13 protein-coding genes are annotated in these 18,964 nt (G+C 72.4%); 3 read left to right on the forward strand and 10 right to left on the reverse strand.

Annotation, left to right across the window (positions count from 1 at the left end):
• Window positions 1-172: 172 nt before the first annotated feature.
• The 3 genes from WME85_RS30890 to WME85_RS30900 all read left to right on the forward strand — a co-directional run bounded on the left by WME85_RS30890 (window position 173) and on the right by WME85_RS30900 (window position 2,723).
• On the forward strand, window positions 173-823 hold the full coding sequence (locus WME85_RS30890) for a response regulator transcription factor (RefSeq protein WP_437826480.1): 651 nt from the start codon (window positions 173-175) through the stop codon (window positions 821-823).
• A 145-nt stretch (window positions 824-968) separates the two neighbouring features.
• Complete coding sequence (locus WME85_RS30895; RefSeq protein ID WP_437826481.1) at window positions 969-2,171, forward strand: cytochrome P450 family protein; 1,203 nt, start codon at window positions 969-971, stop codon at window positions 2,169-2,171.
• Between the two features lie 204 nt (window positions 2,172-2,375).
• Window positions 2,376-2,723, forward strand: a complete 348-nt coding sequence (locus WME85_RS30900) for a YciI family protein (RefSeq protein ID WP_437826483.1) — start codon at window positions 2,376-2,378, stop codon at window positions 2,721-2,723.
• Here WME85_RS30900 and WME85_RS30905 read toward each other — a convergent pair.
• The 10 genes from WME85_RS30905 to WME85_RS30950 form a co-directional block, all read right to left on the reverse strand.
• Window positions 2,720-6,745, reverse strand: coding sequence for a serine/threonine-protein kinase (locus WME85_RS30905; RefSeq protein WP_437826485.1), 4,026 nt, complete (start codon window positions 6,743-6,745; stop codon window positions 2,720-2,722). The two genes, WME85_RS30900 and WME85_RS30905, sit on opposite strands and share 4 nt — an antisense overlap.
• Before the next feature lie 7 nt (window positions 6,746-6,752).
• On the reverse strand, window positions 6,753-7,676 hold the full coding sequence (locus WME85_RS30910) for a hypothetical protein (RefSeq protein WP_437826487.1): 924 nt from the start codon (window positions 7,674-7,676) through the stop codon (window positions 6,753-6,755).
• A 227-nt stretch (window positions 7,677-7,903) separates the two neighbouring features.
• Window positions 7,904-8,080, reverse strand: a complete 177-nt coding sequence (locus tag WME85_RS30915) for a hypothetical protein (protein WP_437826489.1) — start codon at window positions 8,078-8,080, stop codon at window positions 7,904-7,906.
• 190 nt (window positions 8,081-8,270) lie between these two features.
• Entirely contained in the window at window positions 8,271-9,173 is a 903-nt protein-coding gene (locus tag WME85_RS30920; protein ID WP_437826491.1) for an NAD-dependent epimerase/dehydratase family protein, read from the reverse strand.
• A gap of 611 nt (window positions 9,174-9,784) precedes the next feature.
• Window positions 9,785-11,362 (reverse strand): hypothetical protein, encoded by a 1,578-nt coding sequence (locus WME85_RS30925; RefSeq protein WP_437826493.1) that lies wholly within the window; start codon window positions 11,360-11,362, stop codon window positions 9,785-9,787.
• Window positions 11,359-11,751: a DUF4150 domain-containing protein gene (locus tag WME85_RS30930; RefSeq protein WP_437720465.1), complete on the reverse strand. Its 393-nt coding sequence runs from the start codon at window positions 11,749-11,751 to the stop codon at window positions 11,359-11,361. The genes WME85_RS30925 and WME85_RS30930 overlap by 4 nt, the downstream gene beginning before the upstream one ends.
• A 52-nt stretch (window positions 11,752-11,803) precedes the next feature.
• On the reverse strand, window positions 11,804-12,529 hold the full coding sequence (locus WME85_RS30935) for a DUF3540 domain-containing protein (RefSeq protein WP_437826495.1): 726 nt from the start codon (window positions 12,527-12,529) through the stop codon (window positions 11,804-11,806).
• An 87-nt stretch (window positions 12,530-12,616) separates the two neighbouring features.
• Window positions 12,617-13,690, reverse strand: a complete 1,074-nt coding sequence (locus WME85_RS30940) for a pentapeptide repeat-containing protein (protein ID WP_437826497.1) — start codon at window positions 13,688-13,690, stop codon at window positions 12,617-12,619.
• Window positions 13,687-16,359: a DUF2169 family type VI secretion system accessory protein gene (locus tag WME85_RS30945; RefSeq protein ID WP_437826499.1), complete on the reverse strand. Its 2,673-nt coding sequence runs from the start codon at window positions 16,357-16,359 to the stop codon at window positions 13,687-13,689. The genes WME85_RS30940 and WME85_RS30945 overlap by 4 nt, the downstream gene beginning before the upstream one ends.
• 6 nt (window positions 16,360-16,365) lie before the next feature.
• Window positions 16,366-18,822, reverse strand: a complete 2,457-nt coding sequence (locus tag WME85_RS30950) for a type VI secretion system Vgr family protein (RefSeq protein ID WP_437826501.1) — start codon at window positions 18,820-18,822, stop codon at window positions 16,366-16,368.
• Between the last annotated feature and the right edge of the window lie 142 nt (window positions 18,823-18,964).

An 18,964-nucleotide genomic window follows, 5' to 3' on the forward strand; every position in this document is an offset into this window, starting at 1 on the left:
TCTCTCGGGCGCCGTCGGCCGGGGATCATGGCAGAGACCGCCTGAGATCGCCCGCGAGACCGTGCTAGGGTGGGCGCCTCGTGATCACCGAGGCTGGCCACGCGCGCGCATCCCACGTTGTGCTCCAGGGGCTCGCGCGCCAGCGCTCGGCCGGCCCCGATGGAGACATCGCATGACGAAGCTCCGCATCCTCCTGGTCGACGATCACCCGATCGTGCGCGACGGGCTGAAGGCGTTGATCGACGCGCAACCTGACATGACCGTCGTCGGCGAGGCGGCGGACGGCCTCTCCGCGGTCGAGGCCGTCACGCACCTCAGGCCGGACATCGTGCTGATGGACATCTCCATGCCCAAGCTCGGCGGCGCGGAGGCGACGGCGCGCATCAAGCAGGCGCGCCCGGAGGTCCAGGTCGTGGCCCTGACGGGCTACGAGGACAAGGCCAGTGTCCAGCCTGTCCTGCAGGCCGGGGCCTCCGGGTACGTGATCAAGCTGTCGAGGGCCGCGGACCTGGTCCGGGCCATCCACGCCGTGGCCGAGGGGGGCGTGTACCTCGACCCGGCGATGGCGGCGCACGTCCTGTCGAGCGTCACCGGCCGGACGGCCGGTGACGCGGGCGCGGGCGCCGATCTGAGCGAGCGCGAGGCCGAGGTGATCCGGATGGTCGCCGAGGGACACGCCATCAAGGAGATCGCGGCCCGCCTCGACCTGAGCGCGCGCACGGTCGAGACCTACAAGGTACGGGCGATGGAGAAGCTCGGGCTGAAGAGCCGCGCGGACACGGTCCGGTACGCGCTGCAGCAGGGCTGGCTCAGGAGCGGATAGCGCGCGTCGGGCTCCGCCGCGCGCGTGCCTGCGCGTGCCTGAGCACGATTGCGCACGACGGCGACGGGCGCGTCGATGGGGCGCCGTGCGTGATAAGGTCCGGCGAGGAGAGCCCACCTCGACACCTCCCGGAGGACAGCCGACCGTGCCCAAGATCGACCCGGTGAACCTCGCGAGCCCTGAGTTCAAGGCCAACGCCTACTCCATCTATGCCCGCCTTCGAGCGGAGGAGCCCGTGCACCGCACGACGCTGCCGGACGGCAGGGCCCTCTGGCTCGTCACGCGGTACGAGGACTGCGTGGCCGCGCTGAAGGACGAGCGCCTGGTGAAGGACTGGATGTCCCTCGGCCTGGAGCTCTTCGGCGCGGACAACGAGCGCATGCTGCTCGAGCGGCACATGCTCAACATGGACCCGCCGACCCACACGAGGCTCCGGGCGATCGTGAACAAGGCGTTCACGCCGCGGCTGGTCGAGGGGCTGAGGGGCCGTATCCAGGCCATCGCGGACGGCCTCCTGGACGAGGTGCAGGGCCGAGGGGAGATGGACGTCATCGCCGACTACGCCTTCCCGCTGCCCATCATCGTCATCGCCGAGATGCTGGGCGTCCCCGCCGAGGACAGGTACCGGATCCGCGCGTGGTCGGACGCCGTCGTCGGCGGCGTGCCCACGCGGGAGAAGATGGAGCGCGTGGGCACGCTGCTCAAGGAGTTCAAGGACTACATCCTCGCGATGGTCGAAGAGCGGCGCCAGGCCCCGAGGGAGGACCTCTTGAGCGCGCTCGTCCATGTCGAGGAGGAGGGGGCCGGCAAGCTCGACGAGAAGGAGCTGCTCTCGATGGTGTTCCTGCTGCTCGTCGCGGGCCACGAGACGACGGTCAACCTCATCGCCAACGGCATCCTCGCGCTGCTCACGCACCCGGCCGAGCGCGAGAAGCTCCGGGCCGACCCGTCGCTCATGAAGACCGCGATCGAGGAGCTGCTGCGCTACGACAGCCCTGTCGAGACGGCGACGTTCCGGTTCGCGCGGGAGCCGGTGGAGCTCGGCGGCGCGGCGATCCCGAGGGGGGATCTGGTGGTCGTCGTGCTCGGGTCCGCGAACCGCGATCCGGAGCTCACGCCGTCGCCGGAGACGCTCGACCTCGCGCGCGAGCCGAACCGGCACATCGCGTTCGGTCTGGGGGTCCATTACTGCCTGGGCGCGCCGCTCGCCCGCCTCGAAGGGCAGATCGCCATCGGCACGATCCTCCGGCGGATGCCGGATCTGGCGCTCAGGGTGCCGCTGGAGTCCATCCAGCTCCGCCCCAGCCTCCTCGTGCGCGGGCCCGTCGCGCTGCCGGTCTCGTTCTGACGCGACCCAGGCTGAGCCCGGTCGCGCCATCCCGGCTCAGGCGTCGCGCGAGACGAACACGGCGCGCGGGTCCTCGAGGCGATCGCTCCAGAGCGCTCTGCCGTACTTCGCCTCTCCCTCCGGAGAGCACACGGGCATCGAGCCCGATGTAGCCTGCACATCGTCAGACGCCCACGCCGCACCCCCACAGAGGAGACACGGACCATGCGATTCATGATCATGTTCAAGGCCGACGCGGACACCGAGGCGGCCGCGCCCGCGTGCATGGTATTGCCCGAGATGGGGCGCCTCATCGAGCAGCTCAAGAGCGACGGCGTCCTGCTGGCGACCGAGGGGCTCAAGCCGAGCGCGGCCGGCGCGCGCCTCCGGCATTCCGGCGGAAAGGTCACCGTGGTCGACGGGCCCTTCGCCGAGGCCAAGGAGCTCGTCGCGGGGTTCGCGCTGGTGGAGGTGGCGTCCAGGCAGGCGGCGGTCGAGCTGGGCGAGCGCTTCCTGCGCGTGGCGGGCGACGGCACGGCCGCGGAGGTCCGCGAGGTGTTCGACGAGCCCTAGGCCCCTCGCTGCCGCTCGAGCCGCTCGCGCATCACGTTCGGGATCCTCCCCGCCACGTCGATCGCCCGCGCGAGCGCCGCGCGCGCCTCTTCGTGGCGGCCGCGCCGGGAGAGGGCGCGCGCCCGCGCCTCGATGACCTCGATCTGCTCCTGCCCCACGGAGAAGCGCGCCGACCGCTCCTCGAGCTCGTCCCACGCCTCGTCGCTCGCGTCCCGCGTCGCCAGGTCGATCATCGACCACTGCACCTCTTCCGAGGGGGCCATCTCCATGCCCCCGCGCCCGTCCGCCGCGGCCTTGGCCTGCTGGCGCTGGATCGCCTCGATGATCTCCCGCGCGTTGCCCTCGTCACCCTTGTAGAGGAGCAACCGCGCCAGGAGGAGCTCCACGACGGGCCGCGCCTCCTCTCCCCGCTGATGGCGCTCCAGCGCGACCGCCCGCTCCACGTGCGACATCGCCGTGTCCAGGTTGCCCATCAGGTAGAGGTACTCGCCCAGGTTGAACTCGCCGACGAGCTCCACCTTCCCGATACCCAGCTCGCGCGAGATGGAGAGCAGGCGGCACAGATCGAGGATCATCCCCTCGTTGTCCCCGAGGCACGCGCGCAGGAGCGCCCGGTTGTTGATCGCCGTCGCGAGGTGCAGGAGGTCGCCGCGGGCCTGGCACATCTGTATCGCCCGCTCCAGCGCCGCCCCTGCCTCATCCAGCTTGCCCAGCCCCTGATAGATGAAGCCCAGGACCATCAGCGACACGACCAGCGTCTCGTAGCCCTCGTCGCCCAGGGCGTCGGCCCGCGCCGCGGCCATCTCGAACTCCTGCGCAGCTTCCTCTTCTCGACTCTCCCGGTGCAACGCGAGCGCCGCCCCCATGGTGAGGCGCGCCGAGAGCGCGGGCGGGAGCGCGCCCGTGGCGAGCGCCTTCGCCTCCTCCATCCGCTCCTTCGATCGCCCGTAGTCGTCCATCCAGTCGAACGCCGTCGCCTCGTCGAGCAGGATCTCGATCTGCTCGGTCACGTTGCCCTCGAGGGAGGCCATCTCGCGCGCGCGCCCTAGATCGCCGAGCGCGTCGTGGTAGCGCCCCAGCCGATAACGCATCAGCCCCCGGCCCCGGTACGCCGCCCTGCGCCGCGCGCCGCGCTCCTCGACCGGCTGCGCGAGCGCCCGGCTGTATTGAAGCTCCGCCTCGACGTAGGCGTGCCGCGCCCGCGCGCGCTCGGCGAGCTCCAGGTACGCCTCCTCCGCGATCTCGGCGAGCCCGGCCTCGGCCGCGTGGTACGCGATCTTGAACCGCCGCTGCTCCGAGCTCTCGTGGGCCGCCTCGCGGTGGTGCTCGTACGCGGCCAGGTGGATCCGCCGCCGCTCGGCCTCGTCGACGCCGCGCGCGATCGCCTCGCGCACGAGGGAGTGGCGGAAGCCGAGCCGGCCCTTCCGGTCGGTGGCCAGCACGCCCGCCTTCAGCAGCCGCTCGGTCCCCACGCGCGCGTCGAGCGGGAAGGCGTCGCCCTCGCCGCGCCGATCCAGATGGCGCAGCACGCCCGCGATCTCGTCGATCATCACCTCGGCGCCGAGCAGCGAGATGAGCCGCGCGTGCGCCCCGAGCGCCGCCCCGAGCGCCGCCATCTCGCCCTGCGCCAGCGGGTCGATGAGCGGCAGCACGGGCAACCGCTCGAGCTCGTCGGTGGCCAGGTACCACGCGTCGCCCCGCGGGTGCCGCCGCAGGATCCCCTCTCGCCTGAGCCCGTGCACGAGCTCGACGAGCAAGAGGGGCACCCCCTGCGAGCGCTCGAGCAGGCGATCGATCGCAGGCTCCGGCACGTCGCGCGCGGGCAGGAGCAGCCGCCGGCAGAGCGCCCGCGCGCTCTCCGGGTCGAGCGGCTCGAGCCGAACGCGCTCGCGCCGCGCCGCGCGCTCGCCCCAGGACGGGTGCGCCTCCTCGAAGACAGGCCGCCCCATCGCGCAGATCCAAAGCGGCGCGGCGCCGTCCGCGAGCGCGGCGTACTCCAGCGCCGCGAGCGTCGCATCCTGGGCGAAGTGCGCGTCGTCGAGGATGACGACGAGGGGCGTGTCGGCCGCGCTCCGGCGCAGGCACTCGCCCGCCGCTCGCACGCGCGCAGAGCGCAGCGCGCCGGGCGCGGCCTGGAGCGCCTTGAGCTCGGGGTAGAGCTCGCCGCCGGTCCGCTCATCCACCCAGCCGAGCGCCATCGCCAGCCCCGAGCCGAGCTCCTCGCCGAGCTGCGGACCGAGCCGCTCCGCGAGCGCCGCGCGCACGCCGCTCTGCGGGGGCGCCTCGCCCACGTCGAGCGCCTCGCGCACGAGCTCGTGGAGCGTCGCGTCCGATACGCCGCTCGTCGGCTCCTGCCCGCGCAGATCGATGAGCTGCGCGTGCGGCAGGCGCTCCCGGAGCTGCTTGCCGAGCTCGACGAACAGGCGGCTCTTGCCGTAGCCGGGCTCGCTCACCACGGACACCACCGTGGGCTGCCGGAGGCGCAGCGCCTCGTCGGCGCTGCGCAGGAGCTGATCGAGGACGTCGCGGCGGCCGACGAACGCGTCGGGGCTCGTCGTCTCCCGCGGGTCCTCGTCGCGCGCCTGCTCGTCGGGCCGGCGCCCTGGCCCGCGCTGGTCTCCCGCCGCGAGGGGCGCCTCGGGGAGCGCGGCCACGGCGGCGGGCGTGAGGAACGCGCCCAGCGGGCCGGAAGCGGGCGGCCACCGGTCGGCGCGCGAGAAGAGCGGGCTCAGGAAGCGCCTTGCCCCGCCCGGCCGGACCTGCACCGACACGGGCGACAGGTCGATCATCACCCGCGCGCACAGCCCTCCTCGCAGCAGCTCGTCGGCCGCGCGCTGCGCGTGACGCGCGGGGCTCGCCGCGCCCTCGTGCCCGAATACGGCCACGTAGCGCGAGCCCGAGGCGTGCGCGAGCTCGCCGCCGAGCGCGCGGATCCGGCGCTGCACGGCCATCCGGTCCGCCGCGCCCTCGAAGAACAGGAGCCCCACCGCGCGCCGCTCGGCGCCTGCCTCGGAGCGCGGCCCCTCGCGCTCGCTCGGCGCGAGCTCGTCCCCGAGCGCGCGCTCCAGCGCGGCGCGGAGCTCGGTGGCGCTCGCGAACCGCTCGCCGCGCTCCTTGGCCAGGCAGCGGTGCACCACCTCCTCGATCGCCTGGGGCACGGCCACGCGCGACGACAGGCGCGGGGGCCTGCGGCTCTTGTGATCCTCCAGCACGGCCGCGCGAGGCCCCCAGAACGGCGGCCGCCCCGCGAACAGCTCGTACAGGATCACGCCCATCGCGTAGATGTCCGCGCGCGCGTCGAGGTCCGCCCGTCCCGCCGACTGCTCGGGCGCCATGTACTCCGCCGTCCCGATCCCCAGGTCGTCGTCCGGCGCATCGCCGCGGCGCCCCACCACGCGGGCGATGCCGAAGTCGATGATCGTCGCCTGCCCCGCGCTGTCGACGAAGAGGTTCTCGGGCTTCAGGTCGCAGTGCACGTAGCCGCGCGCGTGCACCGCCTCCAGGGCGGCGAGCGTCGCGATCCCGAGCCGGGCGGCCTCGTCCACCCGCGGAGCGGGGCGCGACGAGAGGCGCGCGGCGAGCGTCGGCGCCGCGATGCGCTCGAGCACCGCGTAAGGAGAGCCGTCGTCCAGCGTGCCCGAGGCGTGCACTGCCGGCGCGTGGGGGGCGCCCACGGCCGACAGCGCCTCCATCTCGCGCTGGAGCTGCGCGCCGGCGCCGCGGCGGTCGGCGCGCGCCAGCTTGATGGCCACCGGCGGCCCGCCGTCCTCGGGCTCGGCCTCGAACACGAAGCCGAAGCCGCCCTGCCCCAGCACCCTGCGGGTCCAGTATCCGGCGAACCGCGGCAGCGACACCGGGACGACCGCGGTGACGTCCGGAGGGCTCGACTCGCCGGGCAGCCGCCGAGCAGGCGGCGCGCACTCGGGGCACGAGCCCTGGTTACGCCGTCCGCACGCCGGGCAGCGCCCGACCTTCACGGCCGCGCCTTCCGGCTCCTCCCCTCGCAGGGCTTCCCAGCGCATCACTCCCCTACGGGGTCAAGAACGACGTGACCACCACGTCCGTGCGCACCCATGCCGAGGTGGCTGGGTTCTCGAGGCAGCCGGCATAGAAGCCTCCGTTGGCGTCCACCCTGTTGCATAGCACATCGCAGGAGCCCACGATCGTCATGGGGCCGCACTGCTGCGTGGTCGTGGCCCCGGTCGCCGGGTCAACGGTGACGTGACCGGCCGCGCAGTCGCGCTGCAGCTGGCGCGCGCGCGCCACGCCTGCTGGCGAGTAGCAGGACCGCACGTAGGGCGTCGAAGCGAAGAGGTTTCCCCAGAACGCACCCTCTCTCACCGTATAGGCCGCGCGCTCCGCTGGCGACGAACCCATCGACGCTGTCTCCGCGTTGCGCAGAGAGATCGTCACATGGACGCCGTACCAGTTCACCCGCGCGGCGATGCAAGCCGTGATCTGACGCTGTACATAGGTATCGTTCGTGATGGCGCCGGTTGCCCACCAGTGCGCGATCCCGAGCTCGCCGCGGTACACCTCCGGGTGGACAACCCCGGCGCTGTCGGTCCACGAGAACGAGAACGTCTGGTCCGGGCGGAGCGAACAGCTCACGAGGTAGCGCATGAGATCTCTCGACAGCGCGCCGCTCGGGCCCGAATTCTTGATAGACGCGAGCGAGGCCGAGCTGAGCGCCGTCGGGTTGAGCGCGTTCATGTTCAGCGCGTTCATGTTCAGCGCGTTCATGTTCAGCGCGTTCATGTTCAGCGCGTTCGGCAGGAAGCCGTTATCGCTTTCTATAGCGCTCTGGTCCTCCCCGAGCAGCTCTTCCGATTCTTCGTCGACCTCTGCGCCGATGCAGGCGGCAGTCACCAGAGGAACAGCGAGGAGCGCAACGATTCGTGCACAGGAAAACACCATGATGGTCCCCCTTTCGGAGCTGGGTCCCAGCCTCAAGGCCGAATAACGGCAAAGTTTAGGTTATCATCCGGAAACGTTCCTGTATACGAGTTTATAAGAACTATTGCTTGATTGAAAAACTATCGCTTGATTGGCAGGCACTGGCGGTGCGACGTGGCTCGACGCCTTACCCCCGGGTATCCCACCCCCGTAGCCTGGAAATATCCGAAGTAGGTGAGCCAAGTAGCCAGCATACCTTCTCTACACGATGAGCACCTCGATGGCTAGACGCTCAGCGCGCTGCTCCGCACCGAAACCCGGCTCGCGCCCCGGGCCACGCCGCCGCGGAGGGGGCCTGTGTGCGCGGCGCTCGCCGCGGCGCACACAGGCGGGATGAGCCGCTGGATGCCGCTGAATACCTGGGCGAGCGCCATCGCCAGCTGCTCGGCTCGGCCGCGCACCGTGAGGCTGCTCGATGCCGCTCGAAGTCGACGCTGCAGGGCTGACGGCGCCCCGGAAGGGCTCAACGGGTGGGCCGCGATGAAGCATATGCCCAGGACAATACCATCGTGACGCAGCCCGCGCCGCTCACTGTAAGCCAGCCTGCATACCGTGTGTCGAGGGCCCGCGCTCAGCGCGCCCTCGACACGGCTATGCCTGCCAGGGGGCGCTGGTGATCTCGGCCATGCTCGATGCGAAGGTGTCCTTTGGGGCGAGGCCGAGCACGCGCTGGGCCATCTCGGTCGAGAAGGTCCCACGGAAGCTCAGGAACCCAGGCACCTGCTCGGCCGCGGCGGCGGGCAGCGGGCCGGCGCTGAAGAACGCGGTGTACTCGCGCCAGCGGAAGTGGCCGTCGAGGAGGTTGAACGCCTGCCCGATCGCCTCGTCGACGCCCAGGGAGCGGACCACCGCCTCGACCAGGCTGCTGATGTGGAGATAGCCCATCGTGCGCTCCCCGCCGTCGACGAGGGGAAACTGGCCGGCCGCGATGGCCTGCGGGAACCGGGTGCCCCAGAAGGACGTGGGGTGTACGCCGAGGACGACGGCCGGGCGCAGGACGACGGTGCGGAGGCCTCGGGCCGCCACCGCGGACAGCGCCCGCTCCGCTTCGGCCTTGGTCACCGCGTAGGCGTCGCCCTCGGTCGTGAGCGGCGCGGCCTCGGTCACGACGCCGCTCGCGTTCATGAGCGGATACGCGGCGACCGTCGAGATGTGCACGAAGCGCTCACAGCCTGCCGCCAGCGCGGCCTCGGCGAGGGTCGCGGTGGCCTCCGCGTTCACCCGCCGGGCCTCGGCCAGATCCGGCGTGTTTGTCGCGGCGCAATGCACGATGAAATGCGCGCCGCGCGCGGCCTTGTCCAGAGCGAGCCTGTCCGCCAGCTCGCCCAGGACCACCTCGGCGCCCACGGGCTCGAGCTCCGCCCGCGATTCCGGGCGCCGCACCAGGGCGCGGACCCGCATGCCCTCCTGGCACAGACGCTTGACGACGTGGTGCCCGACGAAGCCGTTGGCCCCCGTGACGAGGACGACCTTGTCTTTCAAATTCAGATCCATCTGCGAACCTCCCGGCGCTCACGCTCAGGGTGACGCCCGGTAGCTCGCGTACCCCAGCGACGTGACCGCGTCACGCCCAGCGGGGCGAGAGGACGCAAGAGCGGTCGATCGTCAAGAACCGTTGGCTCGCGCTGATCCGCGGCGAGGTCACCGAGGTTTCGCCGCCTGCCCCGCCTCGCCCTGACGACAGAACCACAGCGAGAGAGAGCCTGTCTCGTCGAGCACCGCGCCCGCTCGTGGCCCTGTTCACGCGCCTGCACGCCAAGGGGCATATCGCCGCACTCGAACGCTCCATACCCCACGTCTCACACAATACATCTTATCACCTCACAATTCACATCTCACCATCTGGCCCCCGACGTTTCATTACCTCATCGATCGCGCATCACCATTTCATGACTCGGCGCCTCACGCGCGCGGGCGCGGGCGCGACGAGACGAGACGAGGTCGAGCGCGTCGATGGCCGCGAGGTCCCCGGACGGGCGCGCAAGCGAAGGGCGCAAGACGCGCATGCGCGGGCAAATGAGAGACGAGCACGAGGACAGACGACGACGGATGAGCCGCTGCGGCTCCGGGAGCGCACCCCTCCGCCGCGCCGGCGGCGCCGGCGTTCAGCGCGATTGCAGGAAATACCTGCGCGCGGCCTCGCAGAGCTCCGGCCAGCGCTGGGCGAGCGCCGGATCGGCGGCGAGGCGGCCGGCCCAGAACGCGTCGAGGGCGGCGCGCGCGGCGGGGGTCGGGACGCCGTAGCGCGCCTGCGTGCTCTCCACGTACGCGGGGTACAGCTCGCACGCGACGACGAGCCCGGCGTACTGGTTGAGCGTGAGCGGGGGCGGCGCGCGCATGCTGACGGGATCCCCGGAGGTCGCGGCGCTCGGAGCAGACGCCGGGGCGACGCTCGGACTGGCGGTGGACGCGGCGCTCGGGCCGGCGGCGGGCGCGACGCTCGGACTGGCGGTGGACGCGGCGCTCGGGCCGGCGGCGGGCGCGACGCTCGGGCTGGTGCCGGGCGCGGTGCTCGGACCGGCCGCCACGGCGGGACGCTCGGGCTGGGGCGACGCCGCCGCCGGAGCGTGGTGCGAGGGCCTCGGGGGGAGGTCGTGGGACGGCGCTTCGCCGGGGCTCACGACGGGCTGAAAAGGAAGGGCCGAATCGAAGCGCGCCACGGGCGGCCGCGGGCGCTCCTCGGACGCCACCTGGATGAAGGGCAGCGCCGAATCGACGAGCCTCACCGACTCGGGGCTCGTCCTGCCGGCAGGCCTGGATTCCGCGCTCCACGCCGGCGAGTCCGTCGACGGCCCCGGCGGCTCGGTCCGAGAAGCCGGCGGCTCCTCCGACGGAGGATCCGACGCGGGGGCCGGCGCGGGCTCTGGGACCGTCGCGGGCATCGTGATCGACAGCGGCGAAACCGCGGGTGCAGGCGCCGGGACGGGCGCAGGCGGCACAGGGGCCGGCGCAAACGCCAGCGGGGCGGGCGCCGGCACCGCCATCGGCGCGGGCACGGGCACAGCGACCGGCGCGGGTGCCGGCACCGCCATCGGCGCGGGCACGGGCACGGCGACCGGCGCAGGCACGGGCACGGGCACGGGCGCCGGCACCGCCATCGGCGCGGGCACGGGCGCCGGCATCGCCACGGGCACGGCGATAGGCGCGGGCGCCAGCGCTGCCATGGGCGCGGGCGGGGGCACCGGCACGCCGACCGGCGCGGACGCGAACGGCAGGCCCGGGCGAGCCGGCCCCTCGACCAGCGCCGGCGCGCTCGTCGTCGCGGCCGCAGCGCTCGTCGCCGCCGCGGCGGCCTCCGCCTCGCGCAGCGCCGCAACGCGCCTCGCGTCCGCCAGCCGCTCGTCGAGGACGCGGTGCGCATCCTCGAGCACGCCCAGCGCCTCGGCGCTCTCGCCCTCGGGGCCGAGGACGCGGCCGATCGCCATCACCATCTCGCGCGCCGCGCGCAGCGCGGGCTCGTCCACGGCGCGGCCGGGCAGGTGCCGCCTGGCGAACGCCTGGAGCTCGTCGTCCTCGCAGCGCGCGAGATCGGCGAGCCGGGCCGCCACGCGGCGCCGCTCCGGATCGAGGCTGCTGCCCCGCGGCGAGCGCATCGCCTCGTCCAGCATCGCGAGCGCCTGGGCGAGCGGACCCCTCTCGGGCGCAGGCGCGTCCATCTCGGGCATCGAGCGCGCGACGGTCACGGGGAGAGCACGATGACGGTGGTGACGCTCGGCACGATCGCCATCCCGACCGTGTTCGTGCTGTTCTGGAGCGAGAGGCTCGTCAGGCGCGTCATCGGCGCGCAGCCGACGATCACCGTGAAGGCCGCGGTGATGTTGCGCGACGGGCCCATCACCATGCCGGACGCCACGCCCAGCGCGACGCCCGGGTTGTCCCCCATCGTGAGCGGCGCGACGGTCAGCATGTTGTGCGCCGGCGCGCACGTGACGAGCACGTTCGGCACGAAGAGCACGCTCATCGGGTGGAGCGAGATGTTCGGGTACGGGATCGGCACCGGCGCCGGCGTGGGGGTCAGGCACACGTCGGGAAACGCCAGGCACATCCCCCCTGCGGTCGTCTTCGCGAGCATCGCTTTATCCCTCGTCCTTGCTGGCGTCCGCGGCGCCGCGCGGCGCGCCGTTTCAGCCGATCTTGACCTGCTCGCCGTCGAGCTTCGCGAGCGTCCGCGCCGCGACGATCGTGTTCTCCCCGCGCACGGCCGCGAGCCCCTCCGCGCGGAGGTCGAAGACGCCCGCGCGCACCTGCTCGAGCGCCTCGATGAAGCGGAACGCCTGCTTCGCCCGCTGGACGAGGCGGTCCGCGCGCGTCTCGATGCGCTCGGCGACGACGACGGCCTTCTGGAGGTGCGCGTCGAGCGACCGGCCGACAATCCCGAGCTCCTCGATCGCCGCCGCCGCCGCCTGCGCGCGGACCTGGAGCTTGCCCGCGAAGACCCCCACCTCCCGCGCAGCGGCGATCTCGATCTGATCGCCCGCGCCGAGCCCGAGCCGGCCCGTCGCCTGCACCTTCAGGTCGCCCTCGGCGACGATCCGCGTCGTCGCGCCGGCCTCGCCCTCGAGCACCGCCAGGACGAAGACCTGATCGCCGTCGGTCGCGCAGAGCACGCGATCCCCCGCGTCGGGGGCGACGAGACAGCTCTTCGCGCGCCGCGCCAGGACAGGCCCGCCGCCGAGCTCGACAAGGAGCCCCGACGCCGTGCCCCGGACGACGCCCGTCTCGAGCGACGGCGCGCGCCGCGGCGCGGAAGAGGGCTCGAGCGACGGCAGATCCACCGCGGCCAGGAGGTCGTCCTGGGCGCTGTCGTCGTGTGCCACCGTCAGGGGCTCGCGGGACGCCGTGCTCTGCATCTCGGGTCTCCTCGGCCTGGCTCCGCCCGTCCAGGGCGAGCGCGCCGCCAGGCCAGTTTCAGGGGGTTCTTCATCATGATCAACGGCTCACTGGCGCTGTGCGTCGCGCTCGCCGCCGCGCCGCGGCTTCCAGTCCTCGAGCGCGGCGAGCTTCTCGTCGTCGCCGAGCCAGCCCGCCCCGCTCGGCATCCGCGCGCCGTCGCGGCGGGCGCGGTGCAGCTTCGTGCGGAACATCGACGCGTGCGTGAAATCCGCGCCGGAGAGGTCGCAGTGCGAGAAGTCCGCGTACGTGAGCTTCGCGCCGACGAAGCGCGCGCCGGGGCACGAGGCGAACGCGGCGTACGCCTCGACGAGCTCCGCGCCGGAGAGGTCGGCCTCGGCGAGCACCGCCTTCTCGAAGATGGCGTTCTGGAGCCGCGCCCGCGTGAACCGCGCCTTCGCCGCCTTCGCCTCGCCGAAGAGCGCCTGCGTCAGGACCGCGTCCGAGAAATCGCAGCCCGACACGTCGACCCCGGTGAAGTTGCACTGCGTCGCGTCGCAGCCCGCGAAGCTCGAGCCCGCGACGCTGCCGCGCATGAACTGCGTGCGGAAGAGCCTGATCCCCTGGAACGCCCGCGCGCCGAGGTCGGACTCGAGCAGCGTCGTGAGCGTCAGGTTCGCGCCGTCGAGCTGCGCGGTGCGCAGGTCGAGCTTGTACATCGTCGCCTTCTCGAGGTTCGCGCGCGACAGATTCGCGCCGCCTAACGTGACCTCGATGAGGTTCGTCCGGTCGAGGTTCGCCCCCTCGAACGAGGCGCGCTCGAGCGAGCACTTCGTCCAGGTCGCGACCGGCGCCTCCACGCCCGAGAGCGAGGCGCCCTCGAACGTCGACTCGACGAAGCCAACGCCGACGAGCTTCGAGCCCGACAGCGCGGCCCCGTCGAGGCGGCACTGGAAGAAGGTCGTCAGGTGCAGGTCGGCGCCGGTGATGTCCGCGCCCGACAGGTCGCACTCCGAGAACGACGACTCCTTGATGAGCGCGCCCCGCAGCGCGCGCGGCAGGCGGACGCGATCGAACACCGCGCCCGAGAGGTCCGCGCCCGTCAGGTCGAGCCCGGAGAGGTCCTCGGCCTGGATCGGCTCGCCGTGGCGCACCTTGTCGAGCAGCTCGTCGCGGTTCATGTCGCGCCTCCCACGGCAGGAGCCCCCTGCCTGTCGAACCGGGTGAACTCGACCGCCGCCTCGGCGAACGTCGTCCGGCTGTCCCCGCGCGCGCGGCTGAAATCGGCGCGGCAGAGCTGCGCGCCCGTGAAATCGGCGCCGGCCATGCGCGACTTCGAGAGGAGCGCCTCGGTCAGGTTGCACCCGCGCAGCGAGGCGCGGTCGAGGTTCGCTCGGATCAGGAGCGCGCCCTTCATGACGGCGCGGTCGAAGATCGCGCCCGTCGCGTCCGCCTCGGAGAGATCGGTCATCGTCATCTGCGCGCGATCGAAGCGCGCGCCGCGCAGGTCCGTCGTCCGGAAGCACGTCTTGTCGAGCACGGCGTCGCGGAAGTCGGCCTCGGGCAGGCCGCTCTTGTGCATGGCGACCCCCTCGGAGAAGCGCGCCCCCGCGAAGCGGACCCGCGCCCCCGTACAGCTCATGAGCGTCGCCTTGTCCAGCCGCGCGCCCGAGAAGTCCGCGCCCTCGAGCGCGCACTCGAGCAGCATCGTCCGCTCGAGGTTCGCGCCGGAGAGGTTCGCCCCGACGAGGCTCGACTGGAGGAACGTGCAGGTCACGAGCTCAGCGCCGGAGAGGTCCACGCCGTCCCAGCTCACCTGCAGCATGTCGGCGCGCTCGAGCCGCGCGCGCCCGAGCCGCGCCCCGGCGAGCCGCGCGCCCATCAGGATCGCCTCGGTCAGGTCGGCTTGCTCGAGCACGGCGCCCTCGAGGCTCGCCTTGCCCAGGTTCGCGCCCCGGAGGCGCGCGCCCGTCAGGTTCGCCCCGGTGAGGTCGGCCTTCGCGAGCACCGCGCCCTCGAGCGACGCGCCGGAGAGGTCGCAGCCGCGCAGGTCGGCCCCCTCGAGGAACGCGCGCTTGAAGCTCATCCCCCGCAGGTCGAGCCCGCGGAAGTCGGCGCCGGTGAGGTCGCGCTCGTCGAGCGGCTCGCCCGCCTCGCGCGCCGCCTCGACGACGACGCGCGCCATCTGGGCGGCCTCGGAGGTCATCGGCCGGGCGGGGGGCGTCAGGTGCGCCGCGCCGCGGTAGCCGTCGCGCACCGTCTGCTCCAGGCGGACCAGCTGCTCGTGGAACGCCGGATCGGCGAGCATCGCCTCGAGCTCCAGGTTGGGCACGCCGCCGCGGCGCCCCGCCTCGGCCAGCTCGGCGTACTGCTGGAGCTGCGCTCGGGCCGAGAACGCCGGCGGGCCGCCCTGGGCCTCCTCGTCGGACTCGCCGCGCCGGAGCGCCTCCTCGGACACCTCCAGCTCCGCGGCCTTCGCCTTCGCGCGCGCCTCGGCCTCCTCCTTCATGCGCGCGACCCTGGCTTCCTCCTCCTCCAGCTTGCGGGACGTGGCGTCCAGGTACACGACCAGCGCGTCGAGATCGTCGACGGGCGGCGGCGGCTCCGGCTGCGGCAGCGGCTCGTCGAGGCCGAAGCGCGCCGGGTCGATGCCGTCCGCCAGGAGCTCCTCGCGGCGGCGCTCCCGGTCCCGCTCCGCGCCGCGCCGCTGGTTCTGCGCGGCCAGGTTCTCGCTCTTGATCCACTGCATGAGGTCGAGCCCGGCGACGTTCGCCGCGACGCCCGACTCGCGCGAGGGCATGAGGTCGCTGTCGCTGAGGCCCGCGATCGCGCCCCTGTCCTTGTCGAGCCGCCGGGCGAGCGCCTCGCGGTAGTGCTCGATCGGCCGCGGGCGGCCGATCTCCTCGCACGCGACGACGAGGTCGACGATCTCCGCCGCGTCGTCGTCGGCCACCGGCGTCGCGCCGTGGAAGATCACGACGCCGAGGTTGGCCGAGGGGAAGAGCCACACCGTGTCGCAGCGGACCGGGATCTCCGCGAACGCGTCGCCGGCCGCGTCGCGGCGGGTGACGAACACGCGCGCGCAGAGGCCGGGGAGCGCGCCCTCGATGCGCGGCCGCGACGCGTGCATGTTCTCCACGAGGAACGCCTCGTCGCCCCGGAAAGGCTCGGCGCTCCACTGGTCGCTCGGCGCGACGTTGAAGAACAGCGGGTCGAGGTCCGGCGGCAGGCCGGGCGCCCACTTCTCGGCGTAGTCCGCGCCGTACGTCCCGGCGCGGGCGCGGCGCTGCGCGAACGTCACATCCATCGGGAGGAAGGACGCCGGGCCCGGCCGGTCGCCCGGCGAGCGGATCAGCGCGCCGTAGTGCTCCACGTTCGGGAGGGGCCGGACGCGCTGCCCGCCGCGCTCGATCTCCTCGAGCCCCTTGCCGTAGGGGTTCGACGGATCCCTGGGCCCGCCGAGCGCGCGCGCCCAGTCGATGGGCATGTCCGAGAACGGCTCGGGCTCGGTGAAGCCGCGGCCGGTCCAGTACCGGTCGCCGAGCACGGCCAGGCGCTTGTCGATGGAGCCGAGCCGCGCGCGGACGAACGACGCGGCGACGCGGCGGCCCTCCGGGGCATGGCACCGGCCCGCCACGAGCAGCTCGCCGCGCGCCTTCGCGATGCTGTCGTCGAGCGTGATGCCGCCGAGCTCCGCCGTCGCGGCCTGCCAGAACGTCATCTCGTCGAGGAGTGCGCGCGGCGCGTCGAGGGGGAACGCGACCATGGCGCCCACGTGGAACCTGAGCCGGCGCGCGATCTCGACGACGCGCGTGAGCGCCGGGACCTTGAGGGGTTTAACGACTCGCATCCGCGCTCACAGCTTCGTGATGGCGATCTGGTGGGCGAGGACCGCCCCGATGATCGCGCCGATGGCCTGCTGCTTGAGGTAGGCGCCGGTCTGCTTCATCACGGCCCCGTAGGTGTACTTCTTGGCCCCCGCGTTCTCGACCTTCACGAGCGCGAAGTCGAGCTTCAGCCCGTACGCCGCCTGGTAGATGACGGCGTGGTCCGTCTTCAGGACGCCGCTCGCCCCCTTGTAGATGTAGAGCTCGTGCTTGTTCGGCGTGAGGTCGAACGTCATCCCGAGCACCTCCCACTTCAGGTCGGTGGCCGTGATCTTCGCCTTGGGCGCCTTGATCACGAAGCTCGTGTCGCTCTTCAGGTCGACGTTCCCGGCGAAGTGGCCGTTCCAGGTGGTGGCGACCTCCGTCTTCCAGCTCTTGTAGTCGTCGAAGTTCTCGGCCGTGACCTTGTGCTTCCACGGCCCGGTCACCGTCGACGAGCCCTCCGGCTCGATCGTCTGCGTGTACACGCCGTGGACGTCTTGCTTCGTCTCGCCGGTGATCTTCTGGTCGCTCCCGCCGGTGATCGTCTGCTTCAGCCCGTCGGCGATCGTCTGCTTCATCCCTCCGGCTTCGACCGTGTCCACGCGGCCCGTCTTGATCGTGGTGGTGCGCGTCGCGTAGTACGTCTCCGTCGCCGCGGCGGTGACCTGGAGCGTGTAGGTCCCCCCGACGCCCGCCCAGAGGTTCCCCACCACCATGCTGGACTTGTTCCCGCCGACGTTCTCCCAGGAGTCGCCGCCGATCCAGGAGCCGCCGTTCGCCGCCGTCGTCTCGAGGTAGCTGAACTCGACGCTGACGAGGCTGCTGCCCGCGATCGCCGGGTCGGCGTTCTCGGGGGACAGGAACGAGCCGACCTGCGAGTCCCCGTCGCCCGTGTAGACCGACGAGTGGCCGCCGCTCGGGGTGCCCATGTAGATGCCGGTGCGGTTGTTCGGCGTGTGGAGGAAGATGAACTCCTTGCCCGCCTCGTCCTCGAGCACGAGCTGGTTGCCGCTCCCCGTCCGGATGATGTTCTGGCTGAGGTTGCGCTCGCCGACGACGCTCGGCCGGTGCGCGTTCGGCACGACGCCGGCGATGAAGGGCCGGTCGGGGTCGCCGCCGAGGAAGGCGATCATCACCTCGGTGCCCTTGCGCAGCGGGAAGTGGAAGCCCTCGGTCGTCCCGCCGTGGGGCTGCATCATGCGCACCCGCGTCGAGATGCGCGCGTCGGGCAGCCCGCTCGTGTCGAACTCGAAGCGCACGAGGTAGCGGCCGTCGCCGTCGATCTGCGCGTACTGGCTGTCGGCGGGGCCGCAGACGATCGCGTTCTCGAACCCGTAGATGCGCGGCCACGGCGTCGCCTGCGGCGCGCGGAACTGCACGGCGGCCGGGATCGCGAGCAGCTTCATCCGGTAGATGTTCTTGTCCGACAGCCCCGTCAGCCGCGCGACCTCGGGCGTGATCCCGGCGACCGACGCGGCGTGGTGCACCTCGAGCGCGAGCCAGTCGTCGACGACGTCGGCCGGCTGGTCGTCCAGCGAGAACCTGTAGCCGGCCCGCGGCCCGAGCACGTCGCCGCTGCCGCGGAGGGTGACCTCGCGGCAGCCGATCGACTGCGCGCGCACCTGCGCGAGGCGCTCGGCGTCGCTCTGCATGAAGACGCGGTAGCCGTACTCGCGGATGGTGCCGAGCCCCTTCGCGGTGATGCTGCTCTCGCCCTTCACCGACGCCGACGGGTTCGAGTAGTTGTAGTCGGCGATGGTGACGCTCTTCGGGAGCCACTGCACGTCCTGCTCGATGTGGTGCAGGCCCGGCGGCGCGGTCACGTCCTCGCCGAAGAGCGGGACGTAGCGCACCGCGCCGCCGCCCGGGAATTCGTCGTGCAGCCCGCGGTCGTCCACGATGACGAGCACCTCGCCGGGCCCGTCGTCCGGGTGCTCGAAGTAGTAGTAGAGGCCCTCGCGCTCGAGCCACCGGTGGAAGAACGCGAGGTGCGTCTCGCGGTACTGCGCGACGAACTCCTCGGTCGGGTAGTCGCCCTCGTCGATCGAGAAGCGGAACTCGCTGGCCGCGAGCCCGCCGCTCGTGAGCGTCGCCGAGAGGAACTCCTTGACGGGCTGGTTCGTGAAGACGTGGCTGCGCCAGAAATGGCGCAGGAGCCAGAGCTTCGGCACGAGCAGCGCCTGGTACAGCGCCCGCTCCGCGTTCTGGTGCAGGAGGCGGACGCTCGCGATCACGCCGTGCAGGACGAGCGGGTCCTTCCCCTCGCCCCGGTTCGCCCGGACGGTCGCCCGCTCGCCCACCGCCTTGCGCGCGTCAGTGTTCGCGGGGACCGAGAAGAAGAGCTCGAACTCGTATGGCTGCGAGACGTGCTCGGTGCCCCGGAAACCGATGAACGTGACGCCGGCGAGCGCCGAGCAAGTAAGCGAGAAACCGTCGAGACGCATGAAAGCCTCCCCATCCCTGGCATGGGCGTTAAGGGCGGAATTTCCGTGGTCCGCGACGCGGCGTCAACGATCGGATGCTCACCGACACATCGTCATGACGGAGGGGGACGGCGTGGGAGAAACGCACACCTGAAACATGGCG

Origin of the sequence: Sorangium sp. So ce1153 (assembly GCF_051521595.1) — a bacterium.
Lineage (GTDB): Bacteria > Myxococcota_A > Polyangia > Polyangiales > Polyangiaceae > Sorangium.

Bases quoted from the DNA above. Each gene is read 5' to 3' on its own strand.
- WME85_RS30890 (WP_437826480.1), top strand. From the start codon at position 173: ATGACGAAGCTCCGCATCCTCCTGGTCGACGATCACCCGATCGTGCGC.
- WME85_RS30900 (WP_437826483.1), top strand. From the start codon at position 2,376: ATGCGATTCATGATCATGTTCAAGGCCGACGCGGACACCGAGGCGGCC.
- WME85_RS30905 (WP_437826485.1), bottom strand. From the start codon at position 6,745: ATGCGCTGGGAAGCCCTGCGAGGGGAGGAGCCGGAAGGCGCGGCCGTG.
- WME85_RS30920 (WP_437826491.1), bottom strand. From the start codon at position 9,173: ATGGATCTGAATTTGAAAGACAAGGTCGTCCTCGTCACGGGGGCCAAC.
- WME85_RS30930 (WP_437720465.1), bottom strand. From the start codon at position 11,751: ATGCTCGCGAAGACGACCGCAGGGGGGATGTGCCTGGCGTTTCCCGAC.
- WME85_RS30935 (WP_437826495.1), bottom strand. From the start codon at position 12,529: ATGCAGAGCACGGCGTCCCGCGAGCCCCTGACGGTGGCACACGACGAC.
- WME85_RS30940 (WP_437826497.1), bottom strand. From the start codon at position 13,690: ATGAACCGCGACGAGCTGCTCGACAAGGTGCGCCACGGCGAGCCGATC.
- WME85_RS30945 (WP_437826499.1), bottom strand. From the start codon at position 16,359: ATGCGAGTCGTTAAACCCCTCAAGGTCCCGGCGCTCACGCGCGTCGTC.
- WME85_RS30950 (WP_437826501.1), bottom strand. From the start codon at position 18,822: ATGCGTCTCGACGGTTTCTCGCTTACTTGCTCGGCGCTCGCCGGCGTC.